Source organism: Nocardioides sp. NPDC059952, assembly GCF_042730435.1.
GTDB lineage: Bacteria > Actinomycetota > Actinomycetes > Propionibacteriales > Nocardioidaceae > Nocardioides.
The window spans coordinates 1-25,745 of the sequence record NZ_JBHWLY010000024.1; the positions used below are offsets into that span (position 1 = coordinate 1).

Below are 25,745 nucleotides of genomic sequence, written 5' to 3' on the forward strand. Positions count from 1 at the left end.
CCCCGCCAGCCGCCCTCGCCCCCGCTGGCCGACCCGCGCGGCGGCCTGCGGCCGCGCGTTTCGAGACCCACCCGGCCCCCACTGCGCTCGATGGCACCGTGTTGGTCTCGACACGCCTACGCCTAGCGGCTCCGGCGGCTCGACCAGCGGGAGGCCGGCTCGACCAACGGGGCTCAGAGTCGCTCGATGACCAGAGCCATGCCTTGGCCGCCGGCTGCACACATGGTCTCGAGGCCGTAGCGGCCGCCGGTCTCCTGCAGACCGTGGAGGAGCGTGGTCGCGAGGCGGGCGCCGGTGGAGCCGAAGGGGTGGCCGAGGGCGATCGCGCCGCCGTTGACGTTGACCCGCTCGGGGTCGAGGCCGATCTGGGCGATGCTGGGGAGCACCTGGGCGGCGAAGGCCTCGTTCATCTCCACCAGGTCGATGTCGTCGGCGGTGAGCCCGGCGCGGGCGAGCGCCTGGCGGGACGCCTCGACCGGCCCGAGGCCCATGATCTCGGGCGAGAGCCCGGAGACGCCGGTCGACACGATCCGGGCCAGGGGCGTGATGCCGAGCTCGGCGGCGCGTACGTCGCTCATGATCACCAGCGCGGCCGCACCGTCGTTGAGCGGACAGCAGTTGCCGGCGGTGACGGTGCCGTTCTCCCGGAAGACCGGCTTGAGCCCAGCGACCTTCTCCAGGGTCACCCCGGCCCGCGGCCCGTCGTCCGTGGCCACCACCTCGCCGGACGGCAGCGTCACCGGCGTGATGTCCCGCTCCCAGAATCCCCGGGCGGCGGCGGCCTCGGCGCGGTTCTGGGAACGTACGCCCCACTCGTCCTGTGCCTCGCGCGTGATGCCGTACATCTCGGCGACGTTCTCGGCGGTCTCACCCATCGCGAGGTGGTAGTCGGGCAGATCGCCGGACTCGCGAGGGTCGGTCCAGGCCTCGCCCGCGGCTACCCGGGCGGCACCGCGCTCGCCCGCCTTGAGGAACTCCTCGGCCTTCGTGTCCGGCATCCCGTCGGCCTTGCCGCGCTCGTAGCGGGACACGCACTCGACCCCGGCGGAGACGAACGCATCGCCCTCTCCCGCGCGGATCGCGTGGAAGGCCATCCGGGTGGTCTGCAGCGACGATGCGCAGTAGCGGTGGACCGTGGTGCCGGGCACGGCGTCCAGGCCCAGGCGTACGCCGACGACCCGGCCGATGTTGTATCCCTGCTCCCCCGCAGGCTGGGCACAGCCCATCATCAGGTCGTCGATCCGCGTCGGGTCCAGCTCCGGGACGGACGCGAGGGCGCTGCGTACGACCTGCTCGGCCAGCTCGTCGGGCCGCAGGTCCTTGAGCGATCCCTTGAAGGCGCGGCCGATCGGGGAGCGGGCGGCGGAGACGATGACGGCTTCAGGCATGAGGGCTCCTCAGGAGTTGGGGGTGTGCTGGAGGAAGGCGGGCCACTCGCCGCCGCCGTCGACGGCGAGGACGGCACCGGTGATGTGCGCGGCGAGCGGGGAGGCGAGCATCAGACAGGCGTCCCCGATCTCCGACGGGGTCGCGAAGACGCCGCGCGGGATGGTCGCGGCCACCGCGGCCCGCTGCTCGGGGCTGCCGTAGTGGTCCTCGGACCCGGGGGTGGCGACGATGCCGCAGGCGATCGCGTTGACGCGTACGTCAGGGGCCCACTCCACAGCGATCGACCCGGTCAGGCTCTCGACCGCCGCCTTCGCGGCCCCGTAGACCGCTGTCCCGGGACTGGGCCGGTGTGCCGAGATCGAACTGATGTTGACGATGGATCCGCGGGTGGCCTTCAACGCCTCGTACGCCGCGTGGCAGACGTAGGCGGTGGCCAGGAAGTTGATCGCGGAGATCTTCTCGTGGAAGCGCGGCGACGCGGTCGCGAAGTCGGCGTAGGGCGCGCCACCGGCGTTGTTGACCACCACATCGAGGCGGCCGTGCCGGTCGGTGATGGCGCCGATCCAGGCCGCGACCTGCTCCGGATCCCGCACGTCCACCTGGGAGAACACCGGTTTGCGACCATCGACCACCGGAAGCTCGTCAGGCGCGTTCCGGCCGCATATCTCGACCTCCGCACCCGCCTCGAGGAACCGCGCGACGATCCCGGCTCCCACGCCGCGGGCGCCACCGGTCACCGCGACCACCTTGCCGCTGAAGTCGATCTCGACTGCCATGTCGGGCAGTCTAGAGCGCCTACCAAGCAAATGCTAGGTTGATGGTCCCGGTGACCGGATCAGAGGGTTCGGAAATAGTGCCTCAGACGCAGTGCACGTCCACCCAGTAGGTGTGTTCCCCACTCATGTGCTTCTTGACCTGGACCGAGACGGTGACCGAGCCGTTCGCGTCGGGGAGGAAGGTCTGCCCGGCGTGGTGCACGTCCTCGATCTCGCAGCCGGCCTGGTCGGTCACGGTGATCTTGTGAAGACCCGCCTCCGCGGCCTCGACGTGCGCCTCATGGAACGCGAGGACCGCCGGGTCGTACTCGGAGTACTTCACGTTGTGCGCCCCCAGGGTGTCGGTCCACTCGGCAGCCAGACCGTCGATGTACGGCCCGCCGTGCTGGGAGAAACGGGTGTCGATCTCGACGATCGCCTTCGCCTTGACCTTGAAGTTGTCGGTCTTGCTGTCGGCCGGGACGAAGCCGTGCCGGTTTCCGGGCGCGGTGGCGTCGAGCGCGTCGTACGGCGTCAACCAGACCTTGTACTCGCCACCGTTGTTCGGGGTGTCGAGGTAGGGGAACAGCTGCACGGTGATGCCGCCGTCCTCCGCGTCGGTGCCGGTCGCGTGCGCGCAGGCGCCGCTCGGGGCGACGCTGACGAAACGGCCACTGGCGTCGACCTGGACCCGGCGACAGGCCACCGGGTCAGTGGAGAGCAGGGTCTTGCCGGACGGGTCGGTCACCTGGAAGGCGTAGATCCCCGCGGGCAGGCCGGCCGCGTCGACAGGCGCGTTGATGCCGGGACCGCCGTTGAGGTAGACGTCCTCCTTGGCGGCATAGTGGTTGAGGTTGACGGGCGCACCGGTGACGTCGGTGGTGAAGATCGCGCCGGAGAGCTGCAACAGCGGCGGCGCGGCAGAGGCCGGCATCGACCAGAGCGCCGCCGCAGCGACCCCGGCCGCGACGACACAGACGAGCTTTCGGATCATGGGTTCTCCCCCTCGGATAGGTCGGATCTCGAGTCTTCGACGCACCCCGGTAAAGACCTCTGCCCGACCTCTGGGTATCACCCGAACCGGGTACCCCGGATTGTGTGATGGGCCACCCCGGCACCAACCCAGGGAATACCGGAGAGTCCCTCCGTCTTGCGTCAGGAGTGGATCGAGGCCATCAGCCTCGGCAGACCTGAGAGGAACTTCTTGTGACCACGACCGCCGTCGACACCTTCACGGACGTGATCCGCTCGCGCCGCTCCGCGCGAGCCTTCCTGCCCGACCCGGTGCCCGCCGACGACATCCGCGGTGTGCTCGAGGACGCCCAGCGCGCCCCGTCGCACAGCAACACCCAGCCGTGGGAGGTCCACGTCTTCTCCGGTGAGGCCCGCGAGCGCCTCAGCGAGGCGATGCTCAAGGCGTTCGAGGCCGGCCAGATGAGCCCCGACTTCACCACGACGTACGGTGCCGACGACAGCGTCCACACCCAGCGGTCCCAGCAGGCCGGGGCGGTTCTCTACGGCGCGATGGGCATCGCCCGCGAGGACGTCGACGGCCGCACCAAGGCCGTCGCCGAGAACCTCCGCTTCTACGGCGCTCCCCACGTCGCGCTGCTCTTCGTGCCGGAGCTCGGCGATGTCGTACGCGCTGCCAACGACGTCGGCATGTACGCCCAGAACTTCCTGCTCTCCCTCACCGCCCGCGGCTACCACGGCGTACCCCAGGGCATGCACGGCCTCTTCGCCGACGCCGTCCGCGCTCACCTCGGCCTGCCCGCCGACCTCAAGCTGCTCTACGGCATCTCCTTCGGCACCGCCGACCCCGACGCCTCGGTCAACCGCCTCGACATCGGTCGCGCCCCGCTCGACGAGCACATCGTGCTGCACGACACCTCGCTCTGAGTCGCTGCGCTGGGCTGTCGATCGAGCTGTAACACGTCGTTCGTAGGACTTCTCGCCCTATTGCGGCGACCGGATAGTCCTACGAACGACGTGTTACTCGGGCGGCGCCCGTCAGGCAGCAGCTCCGCGGATCTCCGCCACCGACGTACGCTGCGCCCGGCCCGCCGCGAAGAGGCTGAGCGCCACCGCGAGCAGGAGCCAGAGGACCAGGCCTCCGACCGGGACAGCGACCGCGCCATCGCTCTGCGCGACCACGACCCCGCGGAGCGCCTCGGCGGCGAGCGGGACCGGCAGGATCCCCGCGAGCGCACCGAACGACGCAGACGCGGTGGCGACCGGCAGCAGCCCGCCGAGGGTGACCAGCTGCAGCGCGAGGAAGCCGAGAGAGATCAGCCAGCCGCGACGCTGGCCGACGAGCGCGACGACGGCCTGGTGGACCGCGACGAACGCTACGGCGGCGAGCGCCGCGATGCCAACGGCGGCGGCAGGCCGGGCCAGGTCGGCGCCGAACGTACGGACCGCGAGCACGAGGAGCAGCGCCTGTGCCACCCCGACCAGGGCCGCCGGCCACAGACCGGCGAAGGTGAGCCTCCGCGCCGTGAGCGCGTCCCGCAGCCGCCCGGCGGGGAAGGCCGGACGGAGCAGGTAGATCGCGAGCGCACCGAGCCACAGCGCCAACGCGATCACCGCCGGCGCCAGCCGGGTCGCCCCAGAGGTGGAGGACTCCGAGGCGACCGCGACCTGCACCGGGTCGGCGACGACCTCGGCCTGCTTCTCACCAGGAACCGCGATCTGCGAGGCACCGTCGTCGAGACCCGAGGCGAGCGAGTCGGCACCCTCGGTCAGCGAGGACGTACCGGAGGCCAGCGAGTCGGCACCGGAGGCCAGCGACGCCGAACCGCTCTCGAGCTGCCTGGTCCCGGAAGCGAGCTGATCGGCTCCTGAGGCCAGCGCGGTGGCGCCGTCGTTGGTCTTCCCGAGGCCGGACTCGAGCTCACGCGCGCCCTTGGCGAGGCGGGCGTTGGCGTCGGCGACCTGGGACGCGCCGGACGCAACCTTCCCGGCACCGCCGGCCGCCGACGAGATCCCTCCGCTCAGCTCGGGCGCCGCCTGCGACAGCGCCGAAGCCCCCGAGGCGACCTGGGCCGCGCCTGCGGCGAGCTGGTCGGCCTGAGCCCCACCGGACCCGACCGCCTGCGCGGTGGCGCCGCACAGCTGCGGCTTGGAGGCCGCGAGCAGGGGGTCGCTCGCGCACGCCTGCGCCCAGCCCTTGGCGAGCTGGGTGTAGCCGTCCACTCCCTCCGACACCTGCGAGGCGCCGGTCGCGAGCGACGAGGCCTGCGACGGGAGCCCCGCGGTCGACCTCTCGAGCCGGTTGAGCCCACCGCTCAGCTCGTCGGCACCGGCGGCCAGCGAGGACGCGCCCTTCGACGCCTTGCCCGCCCCCGAGGCCAACGACCCTGCCCCGGTCTCCAGCTGCGCGGTCCCGCCGGCGAGCGAGTCGAGCCCGCCCGCGACCTGCGAGGCGCCGTCGGCAGCCCCGGACGCACCGGAGCTGAGCGACCGAGCACCGTCGGCGACCTTCCCGGCCCCCGAGTCGGCGGCAGCGGTGCCGTCGGCGAGCTGGTCGGCACCGTCGGCGGCCGAGTCCAGGCTGGTCTTGAGCTTTCCGGTCTGGTCCCGGACCCCGTCGAGGTAGGTCGTCGTGACCGTACGTCCCAGGGTCGAGGCCGACTGCCGCGCGACCTGCCGGGCGATCTCGGCGGTCACCTCGCTGGAGGCGTCGGACGCCTCCACGCTGACCCGGCCGGCACTCGGGTCGCTCCCCTGCACCCCGGACAGCGTCTTGGACAGGTCCGCGGGGATCGTGATCACCGCCGCGTACGTCCCGTCCGCATAGCCCGAACGCGCGTCCTCCTCGTCGGTGAGCTCCCAGCCGAGCGTGGGGCTCTGGGACGAGCCCGAGGAGGAGACCAGGTCCGCGGCGAGCGCGCGGCCGGCGTAGACCGTCTGCTTGTTCTTCCCGCTGCCCGTCGTCACCGGCTCGTCCAGGTTGACCACCGCGGCGGGTACCTCGTCGAGGTTCTCGGTGCGGTCGCTGAGCGCGACGAGCGCGAGCGCCGTCACGACGACCGGGAGCAGGATCGCGGCGGCCACCAGGCGACGGCCCGACCACCAGAATTTCGTACGTTTCATCGAACTGTCTCCAGGTCGGCGACCGAAGCCGCGGGGTCAATGAGCGCAGGATCAGGTGAGGTGCCGGCGGGCTCCGCGCCCGCGAGCGCGTCCGCGACCTGCGGCACCGCGGGCAACGACGGCATCCCGAGCAGGACCGTCGTGCCGCGCGAGGTCAGCGCGGACAGGGCCGCGAGCTGACCGGGGTCGAGCGAGGTGGCGCTGTCGATGGCGACCAAGGCCGGGGCGCGCCGCGCGCCGGCGAGCCGGAGCGCTTCGGCGACGTCGCCGACGAGTGCGGCCCGGGCCCGCACGGCTCCCGACTCCTCGGGCAGCAGCCGGTCGAGCACGACGAGCTGGCCGGAGAACCCGAGCCGTCCGGTGATCGCCGCGAGCGCAGAGGATCGAGCGACCGGGTCGGACCCGTGGACGATCCCGAGCCCACCCGGGCGTAGGTCGAGCGAGATCGGTGCGAGCGCCCCCGGAACCTCGACCTCGTGCGCCCGCACGGCGACCTCACCGTGAGCAGCGACGTACTCGGCGTGCTCGAGATGGTGGACGAGTGCCTCACCCTCGATGTCGAGGACCGGCATCCGCCGGTCCAGCCAGCCCGGCAGCCACCAGGCGCCGCGCCCGAGCAGGGCGAGCACCGCCGGCACCAGCGTCATCCGCACCAGGAACGCGTCCACGAGCACCCCGACCGTGAGCCCCAGCGCCATCGGCTTCACGATCGGATCGCCGTTGGGCACGAAGGCGGCGAAGACCCCGATCATGATGAGAGCCGCGGCGGTGACGACGCGGGCGCTCGCGACGAAACCGCTGTCCACGGATGCCCGGGCGTCGCCGGTGTGGACGTAGTCCTCCCGCATCCGGGAGACCAGGAACACCTCATAGTCCATGGCGAGCCCGAAGAGCACGCCCATCAGGATGATCGGGAAGAAGGCGATCACCGGCCCGACCTTCGCCACGTTCAGGACATCGGCGCCCCAGCCCCACTCGAAGACCGCGGCGACCACCCCGAACGACGCCGCCACCGAGAGCACGTAGCCCAGCGTCGCCTTCAGCGGCACCGCGATCGAGCGGAACACGATGGTCAGCAGGATCAGCGACAGCCCGACGACGACCGCCCCGAACGGCAGGATCGCACCGGACAGACGAGCGCTCACGTCGATCGCGACGGCCGTCTGCCCGGTCACCATGACGTCCTCGATCCCGAACCGCTCCTCGAGCTCAGCCGAGTCCGCACGGATCTCCTTCACCAGGTCCGCAGTCGCGGGCGAACTCTTGTCGGTGGTCGGGTAGATCACCACGAGCCCGAGATCGGCGGTCCGGTTCGGCGTGGCCAGCGCGACCTTCTGCACCCCGTCATAGCCGCCCAGCGCCTCGCCCAGAGAGTCCATCACCCCGATCGGGTCGGTGGTATCGATGATGTCCGCGGTCACGAACAGCGGCGCGTTGTAGCCGGGCCCGAAGTCACGGCTGATCAGGTCGTACGTCTCCCGCGGAGCGGTCCCCGGATCGGCGCTGCCGTTGTCGTTGAGCCCCAGCGCGAGGTCGCGCGCCGGGATCGCCAGGACGGCGATGACGAGCAGCGAGAGCACGATCGTGACGACCGGGATCCGGGTCACCAGCCGCACCCACCGTGCCCCGAGGGTGGTGGCGTGAGGCCGCCCCTCCGCGACAGCCTCACGCCGATGGGCCCGAGACCCAGGCTTCGGACGCAGCCGCTCCCCCGCGACCGCGAGGAGCGCCGGCACGGCGGTGAGCGCGACGAGCACGGCGACCAGGACGGCGGAGGCCGCTGCGTACCCCATCACCGCCAGGAACGGGATGCCCGCGACCACGAGGCCGCACAGGGCGATGATGACCGTGACACCCGCGAAGATGACCGCGCTGCCGGCGGTGGCGACCGCCCGGGCGATCGACTCCTCCACCCCGAGACCGGCGGCGAGCTGGCTGCGGTGCCTGACGATCACGAAGAGCGCGTAGTCGATCCCGACCGCGAGCCCGATCATCAGCGCGAGGGTCGGGGTGGTGGCCGAGATCGTGGTGACCGCGGCGACCGAGAAGATCCCCGCCATCGCGATCGCCACCCCGAGCAGCGCGGTCAGGATCGGCAGGCCGGCGGCCAGCAGCGACCCGAACGTGATCGCCAGGACCAGCAGGGCGATGAGGATCCCGATCCCCTCGGTCGCACTGACGTGCACCCCGGTGACCGAGTACGCATCCCCGCCGACGTGCAGTTCCAGAGACGACCCCGACGGCAGCTCCGCGGCGTCCTCCAGGTCCGAGGTCACCCCCTCCGGGAGCTCGTCGAGACCGAGGTCGAACTGCACCGTCGCCAGCGCGTCCCGGCCGTTGTCACTGACGGTGCGGCTGTCCGGGCCCAGCGGGTCGGTGACCGTCGCGACGTGATCCACCTTCCCGACGGCCGCGAGCACCGCCTCGACCTCGTGCCGGTAGTCGACGATGCGATCCCCCTCGGGAGCGACGAAGACCAGCTGGGCCGAGGTCCCGGAGACCTCGGGGAAGCGCTGCGTGAGCGCGTCGAGACCCTGCTGGGACTCGGTGCCGGGGATCGTGAAGTCGTTCTGGAGCTTGCCGCCGAGCGAGACGGTCAGCGCACCCAGGAGCACCGCGAGCAGGAGCCAGAGCGCCAGCACGGTCTTGGCGTGGCGCGCGACCTGTCGGCCGAGGCGGTAGAGATAGGAGGACACGTTCGATACATTAACGCATTCAATACGAAACTGTATCGTTGGCGTATGTGAGGATTACTACATGACCGAGGTGAAGGCCCCCAGGCGACGTACGAACACCCGCGCCCGGCTGCTGTCCGCGGCCGTCGACGTCTTCGTCGAGCGTGGGGCGCGCCGGGTCACCGTCGACGACCTGGTCAGCGCGGCCGGCTACACGCGCGGAGCGTTCTACTCCAACTTCGGCAGCGTCGAGGAGGTGCTGCTCGAGGCGTTCAAGGAGGAGTCGGAGCGGCTGATCGCGGCCGTACGCACCGCCGTCGGCGAGCACAGCGACGCCGACTCGAGCGGATCACTGATCGGCGCGGCCTTCGACGCGATCCGCCCCCTCCAGGACCGCTGGTTCGTCCTGCAGAGCGAGGTGGTGCTGCAGAGCCTGCGCGACGCCGATGCGCGAGAGATCAGCTCGGCGACGTTCACGGCGCTCAGCGAGCAGCTCGTCGAGGTCGTCGACCTCGCCCTGGACCGCCTCGACCGCACCTCCACGATGCCGAGCGACCTCCTCGCCCAGACGATGATGGGCGTGTTCCTGCACAGCGTCACGATGCGTACGATCCGCCCCGAGGACCCCCGTGCCGACCGGCTTCTCGAAGACGCGCTCCCGCAGATCATCGATGGGCTGTCGATCCCGAGGGCCTCCGCCTAGGCTGAGGTCCGGTCCCATTCTCGGGTCGATTCTCAGGGGGTTGTCACATGGGCGCACCGACATGGGTGTGGCTGGTCACCGTGGTCGCGATCGTCGGCCTGCTCGCGTTCGACTACGTCTTCCACGTACGCAAGGCGCACACGCCCACGCTCAAGGAGGCGGCCACCTGGTCGGCGATCTACGTCGCGATCGCGCTGATCTTCGGTGTCGGCGTGCTGGTCTTCGGCGGCGGGACGATGGGCGGGGAGTACTTCGCCGGCTACATCACCGAGAAGGCGCTCTCGGTCGACAACCTGTTCGTCTTCCTGATCATCATGACCAGCTTCCGGGTGCCCCGAGAGGACCAGCAGAAGGTGCTGCTCTTCGGGATCACGTTCTCGCTGATCGCCCGCACCGGGTTCATCTTCGTGGGCGCCGCGCTGATCAACACCTTCGCCTGGGTGTTCTACCTGTTCGGCCTGATCCTGCTGATGACGGCGGGCAACATGCTCAAGCCCGACGACGACTCCCACGGGGAGAACTTCGTCGTCCGGCTGGCCCGGCGGCTGTTCCACGTCAGTGAGCACTACGACGGCGACAAGCTGTTCACGGTGGAGGACGGCAAGCGCATCCTGACGCCGATGCTGCTGGTGATGGTCGCCATCGGCGGCACCGACATCCTCTTCGCCCTCGACTCGATCCCGGCGATCTTCGGCCTCACCCAGAACGTCTACCTCGTCTTCACGGCGACGGCGTTCTCGCTGCTGGGCCTGCGTCAGCTCTACTTCCTGCTCGACGGCCTGCTCGACCGACTCATCTACCTGTCCTACGGACTGGCCGCGATCCTCGCCTTCATCGGCGTCAAGCTGATCCTGCACGCGCTCCACGAGAACAACATCCCGTTCATCAACGACGGCGACCCCGTGCACGTGGTCGAGATCAGCACCGGCCTCTCCCTGACCGTCATCCTCGGTGTCCTCGTCGTCACCATCGTCGCCTCGCTCTTCAGCAAGCGCGGCCGCGCCCAGAACGCCATCGCCAACGCCCGCCGCCACGCCGCCGCCTACCTCGACTCGGAATACACAGCGGACCCCGCCGAGCGCGAACGCATCCACAACGCCCTGCTCGCCGAGCGCGACGTCATCGTCTCCCTCGGCCCGAAGTACCTGCAGATCGCGCGCGACGAGACCCCGCTCATGGAGCTCCTCGAGCGCGCCCTCACCAGCCACACCGCCGCCGTCGAGCGCGGCGAGGCCTCACCGGCAGGGCCCCCGAAGATCCTCCGTGAGGAGTAGGGGGAGCCAAAGGCTTGGTCGCGTCCCATCCCGGTGACCAGTCATCCTCGGCCTCGCCGCGGGCAAGCCTCGTGGATCAGGCTCGCGACCCGCTCAACCGGGCGGTGTCGAGGACGAGCCGCTCGGCAAGCGCCCGGGCGGAGGCGGGGTTCTGGCCGGTGTAGAGGTTGCCGTCGACCACGACGAACTCGGCCCAGCCCTCGGGGGCGGAGCTGTAGAGGCCGCCCTCGGCCTTGAGTCGGTCCTCGACGAGCCACTTCGCGAGCGGGGCGGTCCCGACGGCGTACTCCTCGACGTTGCTGAAGCCGGTGACCTCCCTGCCGGAGAAGAGCCAGCCGCCGTCGTCGTCGCGGGCGGGCAGCAGGGCCGCCGGGCCATGGCAGACCGCCGCGATCGGCTTGCCTGCGTCGGCGAAGCGGCGCAGCAGGGCGCCGAACGGGACCGACTCGGCGAGGTCCTCCATCGGACCCCAGCCGCCGGGGACGAAGACGAGGTCGAAGTCATCGACGTCGACGACTTCGAGCGCGATGGGCGGATGCCGCTCGATGATCGACTCCAGGTGGAGCCGGACCCGCAGGGCCTCCTCCTCGCTGTCGCCGTGGTAGACCGGGTCGAAGCCTGCCGGGTCGGCGGTCGGGACCACGCCACCGAGCGTGGCCAGAGTGATCTCGAGGCCGGCGTCGGCGAAGACCTGGTACGGCGTGCTCAGCTCCTCGGGCCAGTAGCCGCTCGGGTGCCGGGTGCCGTCGGCCAGCGTCCAGTAGTCGACTCCGGTAGCGGCGATGAGAACTCGAGTCATGGGAATGATTCCTCCTGTTTTCGGGTACGTGAAAGGACGCCGCGTCGGCTCGTGGTGAGCCCCGGCGCTACGAAAGGGTCGAGATCAGCTGGTCAGTTGGCCTGGTTGAGGCGCCCGACCGGGGGCAGATCGCCACCGGCGAGGGCGTCACCGAAAGCGCGCGGAGTCACCCCGAAACGATCGCGGAACTCGTTGATGAAGTGCGAGGTGCTCCGATAGCCGACGGCCTTGGAGATCTGGGTGACGTTGGACTCGTCCTCGACCAGGAGCTCGCGGGCCTTGTTGAGCCGCATCTCCTTGACGAACTGGTAGGGCGAGCGCCCGGTGACGTCACGGAAGAGGTGCGAGAACGCCGACGGGCTCATGAACGCCTGCTCCGCCATCTCGTTGACGCTCAGCGGCTCGGCGATGTGGTCGCGTACGTAGGAGATGATCGCGCTGACCGGGTTGTTCGCGCTCTCCCGCGCGGCCCGTTCGACCAGGCGGGAGTACTGCTCGGCCTGGAGCGCGCGGTAGACGATCTCCTTGAGGTACGTCGGCGCGAGCACGCGCCGGTCCGCACCGGTCGACAGGGCGCGCAGGAAGCGCAGGATCGCGTCCATCATGTCCCGGTCCAGGGCGGAGACGAACGACGGCGGCGGCACCGTCATCGTCGGCTCCGGCGACCGGGTGAACGCCGTCGTCTGGCGCTCGGCGATGATGTCGGCGGAGATCTCCCGGACCATGTCGTTGTCGAGCTGGAGCCCGAAGGAGAGGAACGGCTTGTCGTGGCTGGCCTCGACGATCTCGGTCAGGAAGGGCTCGTTGCCGCTGATCGCCAGGTAGGTGAAGGGGTCGTAATAGTGCGCGTCACCGCCCTGGGTGACGCGCTTGCGACCCTGCGCGATCACGCACAGGTGGAGCTCGCGGACTTCCTCCCATAGCGGGGCGGCCGGCTCGTCGAACCGATAGATGGTGAGCCCGGGCCACAGCCCGTCGTTGGTGCCGACCTGGTCGGCGCGCGACTTGAGCTCGGCGACCAGGTCGCCCGAGCTGATCCGGAAGTCCAGCGGGTTCAGCAGCTGCGTCATCTCACGCCTCCATGTCTCGCAATGATGGTACGCCCGTGTGGTCGGGATCACACCCGCCCTGATCGCAGGTCAGGACGGGTCGACGGTCTTCCAGTAGGAGTCCTTGCGGACGATCCGGCGGCCGCGAAACTCCCACAGGTCGCAGCCGCGCGCCTTCACCGCGATGCCGTCGACGGTGGTCCCGTGGACCAGCCACTCGGAGACGGCGAGGTCGCCGCTGACCCAGTGGCGGTCGGCGTCGTACCGGACGTCGGGGATGCCGGCGAAGCGCGCGGCCAGGGCCTCGCGGACGGCCTCCTTGCCGACGATCCGCTGGCCCCACGGCTCCGGGCCGCGGGAGGTGTCGAAGGTGCAGTCGTCGGCGAAGAACGCCATGATCGCGTCGAGGTCGTGGGAGTTGAACGCCTCCATGATGGCGTCCAGGAGCTCGACCGAGACGGTGTCATCGGTGGTCGCAGTGGTCTCTACGGGCATTGCTGGGTCTCCTCGGGTCAGGGTCAGAAGGCGGAGAAGCCGATGGCCTGGAGCTGCTCGCGGCCGTCGGGGGTGATGTCGGCCGGCTTCCACGCCGGCAGCCACTCCCACTCCAGGTCGAAGTCGGTGCCGTCCTCGGCCAGGACCGCGCGTACGTTGCGCGCCATCACCTCGGTGAGCGGGCAGGCCGCCGATGTCAGCGTCATCACCAGATGGGCGACGCCGGCGGCGTCGATGCGGATCTGGCGTACGAAGCCGAGGTCGACGACGTTGACCCCGAGGTCGGGGTCGATCACGTCGTAGAGGGCCTCGCGGACCGCGAGCTCGGCCTCGGTCTCGACGACCGGCTCACGCTCGGGCCGGTTCCTGGCCTCCGGCACGACGGGCACGAGAGGCTCAACAGAAGACACAGCCGCGACCGCGGCCAGCCCGGCCGGGCGCAGCACGACGGTCACATCGCTCGTCGGGCTGCTGATCCAGTCCGCGACGCCGTGGGCCTTGCGCCGGATCCGGACGATGTCCTCGGCCGCCACGGCGCTGCCGGCTGCCAGGACGAGCGCCGCCGGGTCAAGCCCGCGCTTCCCTGCGACGACGAAGGCCCTGTCGAGGACCCGCGCCAACGGCTCGCACGTACGTCCCGGACCCAGCCGCAACCGGGCACGGGCCTCGATCGCGGAGCGGCCGAGCACCCGGTGGAGCGCGGCCACCGCCTCCGCCTCGGCGACCCGGACCTGCTCCTCGTGGACGGTGACGTCGACTGCCTCGACGATCGCGGTCATGGTGGTGCTCATGAGGGTGCCTCCGTTCTACGGACCCGGGGCCGCTGCGGCAGCAGCCCCTTCAGGTCGAAGTCCTCGTCCGCGACCTGGGCCGCCGTCGCCTGGTGCGGCACGGCGAGCAGCTTGCGGGTGGTCATCAGGTCGCGAGGCCGGTCCAGCGTGGCCACCGCGGTGATCCGGCCGTCCTCGAGGGAGAAGACGGAGAAGGAACGGCCCTCGACCGAGCCTCGGACCACCTTCGTCGCGGTCGGGCCGGCGTGGCCGACGGCCTTGAGGCTGTGGTCGTACTGGTCGGACCAGAAGTAGGGCTCGTCGGTGAACGGCACCGACTGGCCGAGCAGGTTGCGCGCGGCGTTGGCGCCGTGCCGCATCGCGGTGTCGTGGTGCTCGACCCGGACGGAGCGCCCGTAGGTCGGGTGCAGCCGGGATGCGACGTCACCGATCGCGAAGACGTGAGGAGCACTCGTACGCCCCAGCTCGTCGGTCACGATGCCGCCGTCCGTGCCGTCGACGGCGATCCCGGCCTCGACCGCGAGCTCGGCGTTCGGGATCGACCCGATCCCGACCAGCAGCTCGTCGCACTCGACGACCTCGCCGTCGCGCGTCTGCAGCTCGATCCCGCGAGCAGTCTCGGTCATGCCGGTGACCTGCTGACCGGCGCGGATGTCGACGCCGTGATCGGCGTGGATGTCCACCATCGTGGTGCCGAACTCCTCGCCCAGTGCCCGGACCAGCGGCACCGGCGCGGGCTCGAACACGGTGACGCGTACGCCCCGGGCGGCCGCGATCGCGGCCACCTCACAGCCGATGAAGCCGGCGCCGAGGATCGCCAGGTGCGTCCCCGGCGCGAGCCGGGCGCCGAGCCGCTCGGAGTCGGCGATCGCGCGGATCGAGTGGACCCGATCGCCCTCGAAGCCGGTCAAGGTCCGGGCGCGGACCCCGGTGGCGAGCACGAGCGAGTCGTAGGTGAGCGAGCCGCCGTCGGAGAGCACCACCCGCTGACCGCCCGGGTCGACTGCGCTGACCCGGGTGCCGAGCAGCACCTCGACATCGTTCTCGGCGTACCAGCCCTCGGGGTTGGCCTGGAAGTCACCGAGGCCGAACTTGCCGGAGAGGAACTCCTTGGACAGCGGCGGACGCTCATAGGGCAGGTGCAGCTCATCGGAGACGAGGACGATCCGGCCGTCGTAGCCCTGGTCCCGCAGGCCGGCGGCGGCGGCCGCCGAAGCGACCCCGCCACCGACCAGCACGAACCCGCTCGACCCAGTCATGGGATCGACACCCAGATCGTGCCGTCGTCCTCGACCTTGGCGAAGTAGGCCAGCAGCGTGCTCGTCGACGGGTTGATGCCCTTCGCCGAGCACACGTCGAACTCCCACAGGTGCTGCGCGCAGGTGAGCTTGTTGCCGTCGAGGTCACCGTCGTCGAGCGCCCACTCCTGGTGAGGGCAGCGGTTCTTGTAGGCGAACACCTCACCGTCGATGTTGACCAGCAGCACCGAGGTTCCGTCGACCTCGACGGAGAGCATCTCGCCCTCCCAGAGGTCGTCGAGATGAGACACCTCGATCCACTTCTTGTCGGTCAGCTCGTCGGTCAGCTCTTCGGTCACGGTCTCACTCATCTCCATCAGCTCCGATCAGCTAGCGGCCGCGGCCACGTCGAAGATCCCGGCATGCAGCTCCTCGCGGGCGGCACGTGCCCCGGCGACGACCTCGTCGGCGGGCCGTCCCAGCAGCGGGGCGAGCGCACCGACGGCGTCGTCGGCACGGGCACCCCAGCGCTCGAGCCACTTGCGCAGCGGCTTCTCGTTGGCGGCGCGCTGCTCGAGGGCGTAGCGGCCGAGCGCCCCGCTCCACCGGTTGCGCCGCTGGCTGTCCTCGCCGAGGAGCCCGGACAGCAGCCACGACTGCTCGTCACCGGCAGCCCGGCTGACCTCGCCGAGCTGCTGGATCAGCAGGTGATCGAGCGTCGGCGCGAGGACCAGGTTGAGCGACGCGAAGGCCTCGCCCCAGTCGTAGGCGATCAGCGCCTGCTCGATCGCCTTGCGGGCGGGCTGCCAGGCGGCGTCCTGCTCCCACCGCCGACGCTCGTCGGTGCCGATCCCGGAGTCCGGGTGGGCGAGCTGGAGCGAGCGGGTGCGGTAGGCGATCACGCTCACCCGGCGGAGGAAGTCGGCGTTGGCGTAGCCGGCCGCGCTGGTGACGTACGAGCTGGGGCCGATGAAGCCGACGTACGCCTCCGCCTGCTGGAAGCCGTGCACCAGATAGCGCGACGGCGTGAGCAGCGAGCCGAGCCGCTGCACCTGCTCGGCGGAGAGCGTCTCGTCCGCGCCGGCGTAGCGCTCCAGTACGCCGTCGAGCTTGGTCTGCTCGGTGGCCTGGAGGTTCACGTAGGAGCGGTAGGCGATCTTGTCGGGGTCGCGGAACCCCTCCCAGTCGTCGGCCTGGAACGGCGAGTGCTCGCGGTAGGTCAGGAACCAGAGGTTGCCCGGCGAGGACGGGTTCTGCTCGAACACGCTGGCCTTGCTGGCGCGCGTGTTCCAGTTCTGCGAGTGGGTGACGATCTCGTACTCGCTCGGCATCCGGCGGACGTCGCCGAAGGCGCTGAACGTACGCAGCTTCCGCTGTCTCCTCACCGGCTTGGCGTCCTCGCTCATGCCGTCGCTCCTTCCGTGCTGGACGGGCTCGCGGCGGCCTTCACGGCCTCTCCGCTCTCCCAGACGATGTGGTCGCTGCCGGTCCTCACCCGGCCGGCGAAGGAGGACATCACGACCTCCAGCGACCGGATCCGGTAGTCGGACCCGAGGTACTCCTGCAGGGTCGCCTCGGTCAGGACGAGGCGGTCCTCGGCCTGGATCCGGATGTAGGCGCCGCGGTCGATGACCTCGATCTCGGTCTCCGGGTTGTCGTCCTCGAGCGCGGCGATGATCTGGTCGATCTCGTCACCGTGGCGCAGGACCGGACCTACGGGGTTGTTCATAGCGACTCTCCGGGGATGTCGTACTCGACCGCGACGTGGTCGAGCGGCTGGATGCCGGCTTCGGCGACGGTGATGTCACCGGGCAGCCGGCGGCCGTTGTGGATGACGTACTTCGGGTAGGGCAGGGCGCGCACGCGCCGCCCCTCCGAGTGGTGAGCCACCGCGGCGGCCACCTCGTCGATCGTGTTGGCGGTGGTGACCGGCACGAGGATCGCGACGAAGTCCGTCGCGAAGATCGCATGCAGCGGTACCAGCTCCGGGGCACGGTCCTCGGGACCGAGCTCCACCTTCTCCTGCGTCTGCTCGCTCATCAGCTCTCGGCTCCCGCCACGATCAGTCCGCTGGCCTCACGGCCGGCGTAGTCCTTGGTCCAGGCCGTGTAGTCCGGGTCGTCGCCCATGACGTCGGGCGTGATGCCCATGTAGTCGAGCAGCCCGGGCACGGTCATCGGCTGGATGTGGCCGGCCAGGAACCGGTCGACCAGGGTCAGGTGGTTGACGTTGTCGCGGTCCTTCCACCAGATCTGGCGGCAGCCGAGGCTGCAGAAGTGGTACTTCTTGCCGTTGTAGTCCAGCGAGTGGTCGCGGATCCGCCACTTGCCGTCACGCGACTGCGAGGGGTTGCAGGCCGGCAGGTGACACGTCGAGCACAGCCACGGCAGCGTCTCGGGCAGCGTCGCCTCGACGTTGTTGGCGTTGATGTTGTCGATGATCGTGTCCCACTTGTCGCCGTACATGGCCTCCCAGTTGGGGTACTTCTCGTTCAGCCAGTCGCGTTCCTCGGCCGAGACGCCGGCCTTCGGCTTCCACCACAGGGTCGGGCGCCACCACCACAGGCCCATGTGGAGGCTGTGGTGCCAGCTGTCCAGCGAGCGCATGAACTCGTCCCAGAACCACGGCTTCTTGAGGCCGTAGTCCTCGATCGTCCGCACGAACTGGTCGACGATCCACTCCTCCATGAACTCCTTGTACGACTGCTTCCGGTGTTCCAGCGGCGTGTAGTAGTCCATCGCCGGACCGGTCAGCGCCGCGAAGGCGCGGGCGTTGGCCCAGAAGCCCTTGTCGATGACCCACTGCGCCCGCGCCGGGTCGTGCTCGACCAGGATCTCGAGGGTCGCGACACCCTGCTGGGAGTGGCGCGCCTCGTCGGTCTGGATGCTCGAGATCATCGAGGCGAAGTTGACGTCGCCGGCCTCCAGCGCGTCGGCCGAGAGGGCGACGAACTGCAGGTTGGTGAAGCCGGTCTCGAAGGTCAGCGGCAGCATCAGCGCGCAGTCGACGACGTTCGACGTCGTCATGAACCCGTCGAAGAGGGTCCGCAGCGCGATCGGCACCCAGTCGTTGGTGCTGTACGTCTTCTGCGTCCAGTCGAACTGTGGGTCCTTCTGGACCAGCTCGTGGCCGAAGAAGGTGGTCAGGTTCTGGTGGCGCAGCTCGTCGAGCTGGCCGTAGACCGCCATGTTCCGCCAGGCGCCGTTGAGGCCGAAGCGGGCCATCTTCAGCTCCGCCAGCATCGCGGTGTACTCCACCTGCGCGACGCCACCGAAGTGCATCTTCGTCGAGGACTTCCAGCCCTCGTCCAGGTGGTCGAAGGTAGCCGTGCGCTGGAGGGCGGCCTTGACGGCGTACGTCGCCGACTCCTTCTCCCGCTGGGTGTAGACGTACTCGGGGTAGCTGACCTTGTAGCCCTCCTCCCACTTCGCCCAGGCCTCGCGCGGCACCTTGCCGGTGCCGGTCAGCCAGTCGGGGTAGACCGCCTCGTCGTCGACGTAGGACAGCGTCCAGTCGACGTCGCGGACGAAGCCCTCCCATTCCTCACGCTTGAGCAGCGTCATGATTCTCGATGTCCTTTCTCAGGGCTTTCGCCGGGGAGGCTTCTCAGTCGACTTCGAAGTGACCGAGCTGACGGTTGACGCCTGCGTTGTCCCAGTACGCCTTGATGGTGTCGATCAGGCCGTCCTCGTCGACGTGCAGGATGAAGAGGTGCGGCTCGGCGAAGTACTTGCCCTGCGGCGCGATGAAGCCCCACGCCGACTGCTGGGTGCCGGTGATGTCGCAGGCGACGACGACGTCACCGTTGTCGTTGCCGTCGATGTCGAAGATCGTGTTGCCGAGATCGGGGAACGCGTTGATCAGCCCGCTCCAGATCACCCGGCCGATGGTGCGGACCTTGCCGTCGCCACGTACGACGCGCTGCTTGGCCCACACCTCGAAGGGGGTGTAGGAGAAGTCGGCGTTGTCGGTGCACAGGTCGGTCATCGCGACGACGTCGCGCTCGCGGTAGCGGTCGAAGAAGGCGGTGACGACTGCGACCGCCCGCTCCGCGGTCATGGGCCCGGAAGTCGGCGATGTGGTCGGTGCGGTGTCCAGCTGAGTCATTTCGTGTCTCCTTCTCAGACGATCGTCACGCGGTCCTGCCGCTTCACGGCGAGACGGCGGTGGAGCTGGTTCTGGCACCAGTAGGCGTCGATGCCGACGATCTGGTCGCCGGCGACGGTGAAGCGCCACGCGGTGTCCAGGTCGAGGTGCTTCTCCTGGTTGATGGCGTCGAGGAAGCCGGCGGACTGGGTGCCCTCGATCTTGAACTCGGCGACGACGACGTTGCCGACCTCGATCACGCTCTTGACCGTGATCAGCAGGTCGGGGAACGCCCGCACCACGTCGTCGAGGAACTGGCGGATGACCTGGGGGCCGCCGTCGCGGACCTTGAGCGGGAAGACGGTCACGTTCGCGTCGCCGTCGAGGGTCGACATGGCCCCCTCGACGTCCTTGAGCGTGAACGCGTTCAGGAACGCTTCGACGGTCCGGCTGGGGGCGACGGTGACGTCTGTGCTGGCTGATGGACTTGGCATGGTCGGCTTCCTCAGGAGGTCTCGGAACTTCATAGGACGGCCAGCGCCTTCAGGACGGCGTCAGCGGTGGCCTCGGTCGAGTAGGGGTTCTGGCCGGTGATGAGATTGCGGTCGACGACGACGTGCGAGGCCCACGGATAGGGCGCGTCGTCGAAGATCGCACCGGCGTTCTGCAGCGCCGAGGCGAGCAGCCACGGCATGCCGAGCCGTCCGATCGCGTTCTGGTCCTCCTCCTCGTTGGTGTAGGAGGTGAGCCGGAACCCCTCGAACAGCCACTGGCCATCGATCCGGTCCGGTGCCGCGAGCAGCAGGGCCGGCGCGTGACACAGGGCCGAGATGGTCTTGCCCTGCGCGTGCAGTACCTCGACGAGCCTGGCCACGTCGGGGTTCTCCGGCAGGTCGACCATCGGGCCGTGGCCACCGGGAGCGAACATCGCGTCGAACTCGCCGAGCTGCTCGTCGCTGAGGGTGGAGAGCGCGACCGGGGAACGGAAGCCCTCGATCGCGGCCAGCCGGGCGACGCGGTCGTCACGCACGGCGACGCTCGCGGCGTTCAGCTCGTCGACCGCCTCCCGCAGGGACGCCTCCGGCAGCCCGCCGTCGAGCCGCTCGGTGAGCATCACATCGACCAGGTTCCGACCCTGCTGCCAGGCGATCTTCGCCGCGCGGCTGACCAGGTCGTGGGCCTCGACGGGCGTCTTGCCGGCGGCGAGCAGCCGCTGAGCGATCCGACGGCCGGCGACGAGGTCGAGCGTCGTGGTGTGGTCCAGCGTGATCCGGATGTCGTCCGGGTCGTGGTGGAAGGTGCGGTAGACCGAGGCGTAGTAGTCACGGTCTTCGGCCGGGTAGTGGAAGATCGGCTCGAGTCCGTACGGGTCGGCGACCGGGGTGTTGCCGTCGGGCGTCAGCACCACGACGTCGGCACCGGCAGCGACGAACCGCTCGTAGGAGAGCAGCGCCTCCTCCAACCAGAATCCGGTCGGATGCGCACTGCTCTCACGCAGGTCGATCTCTCGTGCGCTCGACACGAGGAAAGCAATTCGGGGCATCTTGTTCCTCCAGGTAACGGCCTGTTGAAGTGAACAAAACGATGCCGTGATGTGACGTGGAATACATCGCAGAAAACCGCTGGCAAGTAGCGAATTCCTGCGGTGCGCATCCCGTTGCTTCGCTCCGAGGACGACGAAGGGGCCCTCCGTGACGGAGGACCCCTAGGTGTGAACGGAGGTTCAGGCGCGGCCGTCCAGGTATCCGCCGAGCGCGGCCACCGCCTCGCTGATCGCGCCGTCGAAGGCCACGGCGACCTCGGCCGGCTCGACGTCGGACCCGTAGACCAGGACCGTGCGTCCCTCGCCCAGGTCGACGACGTCGATCGTGCCGAGGTGGGACTCGGGCACGAGGTCACCGCCGGTGATCCGGTACTGGTAGCGGCGCAGCGCGTCGTCCAGGGTGACGGTCTCCTCGACCAGCCGGGTGCCGTCGGCGAGGGTGACGTCGCGGCCGGCATCGGTCGCCTCGGAGTGGGTGATCGCGGGGAACCAGTCGGAGACGGCACCCACCTCTCGGACGGTCGCCCACACGATGGCGGCGTCGTGGTCGAGGACTGCGTGCGAGCGGATGGAAGGCATGCCGCCACGCTACGCCCGAGGGCATGCCGGATTCAGCGCGCTCGATGCCGCATTCCTGCAGCCTGCTCCCGGGGATGTCAGGCGAGGTCGAGCGCCTTGAGCACCGCACCGACGGTCGCCTCGGTCGAGTAGAGGTTCTGCCCGGTGATCAGGTGCTGGTCGACGACGACGTGGGACGTCCATGGTGCCGGTGCGTCGTCGAGGATCGCACCTGCGTTCTGCAGCGCCGCGGCGACGTACCAGGGCGGGGCCGGGCGGTCCTGGTCCTCCTCCTCGTCGGTGCTGGTGGTGAGCCGGAAACCCTCGAACAGCCACTGCCCGTCGATCCGATCGGGTGCCGCGAGCAGCGCCGCGGCACCGTGGCCGATGCTCGCGATCGGCGACCGCTTCTCGTCGAGCACGACGAGCAGCCGCGCCACGTCGGGGCTGAACGGGAGGTCCTCCAAGGCGCCGCGCCCGCCCGGCACGAGGAGCGCGTCGTACGCCTCCAGCTGCGCGTCCGTCTGCCCGGCGAGCGCCAGCGGCGAGCCGAGGTCGTCGATCTCGGCCAGGCCGGCCGCGCACTCCTCGGCCATCGCCGCGCTCACCAGCTCCAGCTCGGCGACCGCGGCCCGCATCGCGTCCTCGGACAGGCCGCCATCGAGCCCCTCGGCCACCATCACGTCCACCAGGTTGCGGTCCTGACGCCAGGCGATCTTCGCCGCCCGGCAGACCAGGTCGTGCGCCTCGGCACCGGCGTGACCGGCGAGGACCAGGCGCCGCGCGATCCGGCGGGACGCAGCCAGCTCGAGCCCGACGATGTGGTGGAGCGTGATCCGGATGTGGTCCGGATCGCGGTGGAACGTACGGCACACCGCAGCGTGGTAGCCACGGTCCTCCGCCGGCAGGTGGAAGACCGGATCGAGGCTGTGCGGGTCGATCACCGGAGCGCCGCCGGCCGGCGTCATCACGACCACGTCGGCGCCGGCCGCCATGAACCGGTCGTACGCCGTCAGCGCCTGCTCCGCCCAGTAACCGGTCGCGCCGGAGATGAGGAGGGCGATGCGGGGCACCTTCGGATTAAACCGCAGATCGCGGTCGTAGCCCAGGAGATCCAGCGGTGTGATCACATCCGGGATAGGCTCGGGCCATGCCTTTACCTCGCATCGAGCTGAGCGGACGCGTCGGCGACCAGGTGTTCGCGGCCATGCACTCCGCGATCCTCAGCGGCGAGCTCGCCGTCGGTGACCGGTTGCGCATCCGCGACCTCGCCGAGGAGCTCGGCACCAGCGTGATGCCGGTGCGCGAGGCGATCCGCCGGCTCGAGGAGATCGGCCTGGCCGAGTCGCTGCCCTACCGCGGCGCCGTGGTGCGGGGCTTCACCCACACCGAGCTTCTGGAGCTCTACTCGACCCGCCGCCTCCTGGAGATCGAGGCGACCCGGCTGGGCGCGACCCGGGTCTCCGACGAGGACCTGGCGTCGATGCGGAAGGAGTACGCCGCGATGGAGACCGCCGTCGCCGACGGCGACTCCCTCGAATACCTCGACAGCGACGAGCGGTTCCTCGCGATCCTCTACCGATCCGCCGACAACTCGGTCCTCGTCGAGCTCATCCAGGCGCTCTGGAACCGCTGCCGCACCTACAAGATCCTCGGTGCGCGGCAGGCGTTCGACACCGCCCACCCGGCCGAGCTGCTGACCTGGCAGGAGCAGCTCCTGGAGGCGGCCTCCGACCACGACGAGACGCGGGCGACGACCATCACGGCCGCCTCGCTCGACGCGGCGATCGACCGCATCCGGGCGTCGATGAACGACGCCTGAGGCGCCTGCCGCACCCGTTCCCGATCGAGAGGGCCCCACGCCACCCGGCGTGGGGCCCTCGTCGTCCTCCTCGAGAAGAGATGTACGTCACCTCTTGTGTGATCTGTGATCACAAGCGTATGGTCTTGGTCACACCACCACCGAAAGAGGAGTCACCATGAAGGACGCCGTTGTCGTCGGGGCCGGCCTCGCCGGCCTCTCCGCCGCCTGGCGGCTGCGCCACGCCGATGTGCTCGTGCTCGAGGCCGACGATCGCGTCGGCGGCCGGATCCGCTCGGAGCGCCGCGGGGCCTACTGGCTGAACTGGGGCGGTCACGTCTTCGCCGGGCACGACTCCTCCACCGACGAGCTGCTGACCGAGGTCGGCGTCGAGGCGACCGACATCCCGGGCTCGCTGCAGGCGCTGTCGATGAACGGGAAGTTCCTGCGCAAGGGGCACATCGCGACGTACCCGTTCCGGATCCCGATGCCGCTGAAGGCCCGGGTGGCCACGATGACCGCCGGCTCGAAGGTCGTCGCCGGGGTCGCCCGCTACACCCGGGTCGTACGCAAGCGGGCCGGTGAGACCGGCGCCGAACGGCAGCAGCGCATCTACGACTTCGCCAACGGCCGCTCCTTCGACGACCTCGTCGGCGACCTGCCCGAGGACGCGGCGGCGCTCTTCAAGACCACCGTGACCCGCTCGGCCGGCAACATGGACCAGATCTCCGAAGGCGCGGGGATCGGCTACTTCAGCCTGGTGCTCGGCTTCGGCCAGGGCCTGAGCCGCGGCATCGTCGGCGGACCCTCCACGCTGACCGGCGCCCTCGCCGACGCGCTCGGCGACCGGCTTCAGCTCGGCGCCGCGGTCCACGAGGTCGTCCAGAAGAAGGACTCGGTCGTGGTGCGCTACCGCCAGGACGGAGTCGACCGGGAGGTCGAGGCCCGCACGGTCGTGCTGGCCACCACCGCCGACGTCTCCCACCGGGTCGCCGTCGACCTCGACACCGATGTGCGCGACGCGCTCGGCCAGATCGAGTACGGCCCCCACGTCAGCACCGCGTTCCTCACCGACGAGACCTCGCCCCGTCCCTGGGACGACATCTACGCGATCGCCGCCCCCAAGCGGTCCTTCGCCATCGCCCTCAACCAGGCGAGCATCGTCCGCGGACGCGAGGGGGCCGGCGAGCGCCGGCCCGGCGGCAGCTTCATGACCTTCTCCCCCGCTGCCCTCGGCGCGGCCCTCCTCGACAAGTCCGACGAGGAGGTGGCGCAGATCCACCTCGCCGACCTCGAGCAGGTCCTCGACCACCCGGGCTTCTCCGACTCGGTCGTGGAGGCGCAGACCCAGCGCTGGCGGGTCGCCTCGCCGTACTGCTTCCCGGGGCGCGCGAAGCTCCAGCCCACCCTGCTGCGCGGCGGCGGTCGCGTATTCCTCGCCGGCGACTACCTCGGGACCCTCTACACCGAGACCGCCATCACCTCGGGCTTCTCCGCAGCCCAGAACGCCTCCGACCTGCTGGCCAACGACGGCCGGCGCCTCATCACGATCCCGAACTCCGCCCAGACCAACCACCCCACCACCGAAGGAACCCTCGCATGACCACCGAGCTCCGCGGCGTACTGACCGCCCTCACCACCCCGTTCAACCCCGACGAGTCGATCGACGTGGCCACGCTGCGCAAGGTCGTCGACCGCTCGATCGACGCCGGCGTCAACGGCGTCGTCGCGGCCGGTTCCACCGGCGAGGTCGGCTCGCTCTCCTCCGACGAGCGGCTCCTGCTGGTCGACACCATCATCGAGCAGACCGCCGGCCGGGTGCCGGTGGTCGCCCAGACCGGTGCCACCACCACCGCCGAGGCGATCCGCCTCTCGCAGGCCGCCCAGCGGAGCGGCGCCGACGTACTCATGCTGCTGACGCCGTTCTACGAGCCGCTGTCGGAGGCCGAGACGGTCCGCTACATCAAGGACGTCGCGGGCTCCGTCGACATCCCGGTCATGCTCTACAACATCCCGCCGGTGACCGGCGTCAACCTCGCCCCCGACACCGTGCGTGCACTGGCGACCGAGGTCGACAACATCCGCTACATCAAGGACTCCAGCGCCAACTGGGAGCAGGCCCTGACCCTGATCCACGACCACAGCGACGTCATCGGCACCATCGTCGGCTGGGACGTCTACACCTACAGCGCCCTCGCCGAGGGGGCCGTCGCGGTGATGGCCGGCGCCGCCAACGTCGTACCTGACGAGATCGTCACCGTCACCCGGCTCATCGCCGAGGGCAACCTCACCGGCGCCCTGGCCGAGTGGAAGCGGGTCTACCCCGTGATCTCGCACCTCTTCGCCACCGGCTTCATCCCCGGCATCAAGGCCGGCCTCGATCTCCAGGGCATCCCTGTCGGCGTCCCCCGCCGTCCGCTCGCTCCGCTCGCCGACGAAGACGTCGAGGGTCTCCGCTCGCTGCTGAAGGCGCTCGGCAAGGAGGTCGGTTGAC

At 70.0% G+C, this 25,745-nt stretch carries 26 protein-coding genes; 6 read left to right on the top strand and 20 right to left on the bottom strand.

From position 1 onward, the window contains the following. Window positions 1-173 precede the first annotated feature (173 nt). The 3 genes from ACFV9G_RS13070 to ACFV9G_RS13080 all read right to left on the bottom strand — a co-directional run bounded on the left by ACFV9G_RS13070 (window position 174) and on the right by ACFV9G_RS13080 (window position 3,138). Complete coding sequence (locus tag ACFV9G_RS13070) at window positions 174-1,388, bottom strand: acetyl-CoA C-acetyltransferase (RefSeq protein WP_378727900.1); 1,215 nt, start codon at window positions 1,386-1,388, stop codon at window positions 174-176. A gap of 9 nt (window positions 1,389-1,397) precedes the next feature. Next, window positions 1,398-2,165, bottom strand: a complete 768-nt coding sequence (locus ACFV9G_RS13075; protein WP_378727901.1) for an SDR family oxidoreductase — start codon at window positions 2,163-2,165, stop codon at window positions 1,398-1,400. Between the two features lie 82 nt (window positions 2,166-2,247). Continuing rightward, window positions 2,248-3,138 (bottom strand): hypothetical protein, encoded by an 891-nt coding sequence (locus ACFV9G_RS13080; protein ID WP_378727902.1) that lies wholly within the window; start codon window positions 3,136-3,138, stop codon window positions 2,248-2,250. 212 nt (window positions 3,139-3,350) lie between these two features. Here ACFV9G_RS13080 and ACFV9G_RS13085 point away from each other — a divergent pair, with 212 nt between their 5' ends. Next, complete coding sequence (locus ACFV9G_RS13085) at window positions 3,351-4,043, top strand: nitroreductase (RefSeq protein WP_378727903.1); 693 nt, start codon at window positions 3,351-3,353, stop codon at window positions 4,041-4,043. A 111-nt stretch (window positions 4,044-4,154) separates the two neighbouring features. Here the strand turns inward: ACFV9G_RS13085 and ACFV9G_RS13090 are convergent, their stop codons facing one another. Beyond that, complete coding sequence (locus ACFV9G_RS13090) at window positions 4,155-6,239, bottom strand: YhgE/Pip family protein (protein WP_378727904.1); 2,085 nt, start codon at window positions 6,237-6,239, stop codon at window positions 4,155-4,157. Next, window positions 6,236-8,935 (bottom strand): MMPL family transporter, encoded by a 2,700-nt coding sequence (locus ACFV9G_RS13095; RefSeq protein ID WP_378727905.1) that lies wholly within the window; start codon window positions 8,933-8,935, stop codon window positions 6,236-6,238. Before ACFV9G_RS13095 ends, ACFV9G_RS13090 begins: the two co-directional genes overlap by 4 nt. Window positions 8,936-8,996: 61 nt before the next feature. Here ACFV9G_RS13095 and ACFV9G_RS13100 point away from each other — a divergent pair, with 61 nt between their 5' ends. Together ACFV9G_RS13100 and ACFV9G_RS13105 are read left to right on the top strand one after the other, a co-directional pair. Then, a complete protein-coding gene (locus ACFV9G_RS13100; protein WP_091044591.1) occupies window positions 8,997-9,617 on the top strand; it encodes a TetR/AcrR family transcriptional regulator in 621 nt (206 codons plus the stop codon). Window positions 9,618-9,664: 47 nt separating this feature from the next. Then, window positions 9,665-10,891, top strand: coding sequence for a TerC family protein (locus ACFV9G_RS13105; RefSeq protein ID WP_378727906.1), 1,227 nt, complete (start codon window positions 9,665-9,667; stop codon window positions 10,889-10,891). 76 nt (window positions 10,892-10,967) lie between these two features. Here ACFV9G_RS13105 and ACFV9G_RS13110 read toward each other — a convergent pair whose 3' ends face one another. The 15 genes from ACFV9G_RS13110 to ACFV9G_RS13180 form a co-directional block, all read right to left on the bottom strand. Next, window positions 10,968-11,690, bottom strand: a complete 723-nt coding sequence (locus ACFV9G_RS13110; RefSeq protein ID WP_378727907.1) for a type 1 glutamine amidotransferase domain-containing protein — start codon at window positions 11,688-11,690, stop codon at window positions 10,968-10,970. 92 nt (window positions 11,691-11,782) lie between these two features. Continuing rightward, window positions 11,783-12,760, bottom strand: coding sequence for an AraC family transcriptional regulator N-terminal domain-containing protein (locus tag ACFV9G_RS13115; protein ID WP_378727908.1), 978 nt, complete (start codon window positions 12,758-12,760; stop codon window positions 11,783-11,785). Between the two features lie 69 nt (window positions 12,761-12,829). Further along, a complete protein-coding gene (locus ACFV9G_RS13120) occupies window positions 12,830-13,234 on the bottom strand; it encodes a nuclear transport factor 2 family protein (protein ID WP_378727909.1) in 405 nt (134 codons plus the stop codon). A 23-nt stretch (window positions 13,235-13,257) separates the two neighbouring features. Beyond that, on the bottom strand, window positions 13,258-14,025 hold the full coding sequence (locus ACFV9G_RS13125; RefSeq protein ID WP_378727910.1) for an iron-sulfur cluster assembly protein: 768 nt from the start codon (window positions 14,023-14,025) through the stop codon (window positions 13,258-13,260). Next, window positions 14,022-15,284 carry an NAD(P)/FAD-dependent oxidoreductase gene (locus ACFV9G_RS13130; protein ID WP_378727911.1) on the bottom strand — a complete coding sequence of 421 codons (1,263 nt, stop codon included), beginning with the start codon at window positions 15,282-15,284 and terminating at the stop codon, window positions 14,022-14,024. Before ACFV9G_RS13130 ends, ACFV9G_RS13125 begins: the two co-directional genes overlap by 4 nt. Further along, entirely contained in the window at window positions 15,281-15,634 is a 354-nt protein-coding gene (locus ACFV9G_RS13135; protein ID WP_378727912.1) for a Rieske 2Fe-2S domain-containing protein, read from the bottom strand. Before ACFV9G_RS13135 ends, ACFV9G_RS13130 begins: the two co-directional genes overlap by 4 nt. Window positions 15,635-15,649: 15 nt before the next feature. Continuing rightward, a complete protein-coding gene (locus ACFV9G_RS13140) occupies window positions 15,650-16,669 on the bottom strand; it encodes a hypothetical protein (RefSeq protein WP_378727913.1) in 1,020 nt (339 codons plus the stop codon). Then, window positions 16,666-16,992, bottom strand: coding sequence for an MmoB/DmpM family protein (locus ACFV9G_RS13145; RefSeq protein ID WP_378727914.1), 327 nt, complete (start codon window positions 16,990-16,992; stop codon window positions 16,666-16,668). The genes ACFV9G_RS13140 and ACFV9G_RS13145 overlap by 4 nt, the downstream gene beginning before the upstream one ends. Beyond that, window positions 16,989-17,303 carry a toluene-4-monooxygenase system B family protein gene (locus ACFV9G_RS13150; RefSeq protein WP_378727915.1) on the bottom strand — a complete coding sequence of 105 codons (315 nt, stop codon included), beginning with the start codon at window positions 17,301-17,303 and terminating at the stop codon, window positions 16,989-16,991. Before ACFV9G_RS13150 ends, ACFV9G_RS13145 begins: the two co-directional genes overlap by 4 nt. Continuing rightward, on the bottom strand, window positions 17,303-18,826 hold the full coding sequence (locus tag ACFV9G_RS13155) for a toluene monooxygenase (RefSeq protein WP_378727916.1): 1,524 nt from the start codon (window positions 18,824-18,826) through the stop codon (window positions 17,303-17,305). Before ACFV9G_RS13155 ends, ACFV9G_RS13150 begins: the two co-directional genes overlap by 1 nt. 43 nt (window positions 18,827-18,869) lie before the next feature. After that, window positions 18,870-19,370, bottom strand: coding sequence for a nuclear transport factor 2 family protein (locus tag ACFV9G_RS13160; protein ID WP_378727917.1), 501 nt, complete (start codon window positions 19,368-19,370; stop codon window positions 18,870-18,872). 14 nt (window positions 19,371-19,384) lie between these two features. Beyond that, entirely contained in the window at window positions 19,385-19,843 is a 459-nt protein-coding gene (locus tag ACFV9G_RS13165; RefSeq protein ID WP_378727918.1) for a nuclear transport factor 2 family protein, read from the bottom strand. Between the two features lie 29 nt (window positions 19,844-19,872). Further along, window positions 19,873-20,892, bottom strand: coding sequence for a DJ-1/PfpI family protein (locus ACFV9G_RS13170; RefSeq protein ID WP_378727919.1), 1,020 nt, complete (start codon window positions 20,890-20,892; stop codon window positions 19,873-19,875). A 180-nt stretch (window positions 20,893-21,072) separates the two neighbouring features. After that, a complete protein-coding gene (locus tag ACFV9G_RS13175; protein WP_378727920.1) occupies window positions 21,073-21,471 on the bottom strand; it encodes an SRPBCC family protein in 399 nt (132 codons plus the stop codon). 77 nt (window positions 21,472-21,548) lie between these two features. Next, entirely contained in the window at window positions 21,549-22,523 is a 975-nt protein-coding gene (locus ACFV9G_RS13180) for a DJ-1/PfpI family protein (RefSeq protein WP_378727921.1), read from the bottom strand. A 77-nt stretch (window positions 22,524-22,600) separates the two neighbouring features. Between ACFV9G_RS13180 and ACFV9G_RS13185 the strand changes: the two genes are divergently transcribed. The 3 genes from ACFV9G_RS13185 (at window position 22,601) to ACFV9G_RS13195 (ending at window position 25,744) form a co-directional block, all read left to right on the top strand. Then, a complete protein-coding gene (locus ACFV9G_RS13185) occupies window positions 22,601-23,272 on the top strand; it encodes a GntR family transcriptional regulator (protein ID WP_378727922.1) in 672 nt (223 codons plus the stop codon). A gap of 157 nt (window positions 23,273-23,429) precedes the next feature. Beyond that, complete coding sequence (locus tag ACFV9G_RS13190; RefSeq protein ID WP_378727923.1) at window positions 23,430-24,854, top strand: protoporphyrinogen/coproporphyrinogen oxidase; 1,425 nt, start codon at window positions 23,430-23,432, stop codon at window positions 24,852-24,854. Continuing rightward, window positions 24,851-25,744, top strand: coding sequence for a dihydrodipicolinate synthase family protein (locus tag ACFV9G_RS13195; RefSeq protein WP_378727924.1), 894 nt, complete (start codon window positions 24,851-24,853; stop codon window positions 25,742-25,744). Before ACFV9G_RS13190 ends, ACFV9G_RS13195 begins: the two co-directional genes overlap by 4 nt. Window position 25,745: the final 1 nt, after the last annotated feature.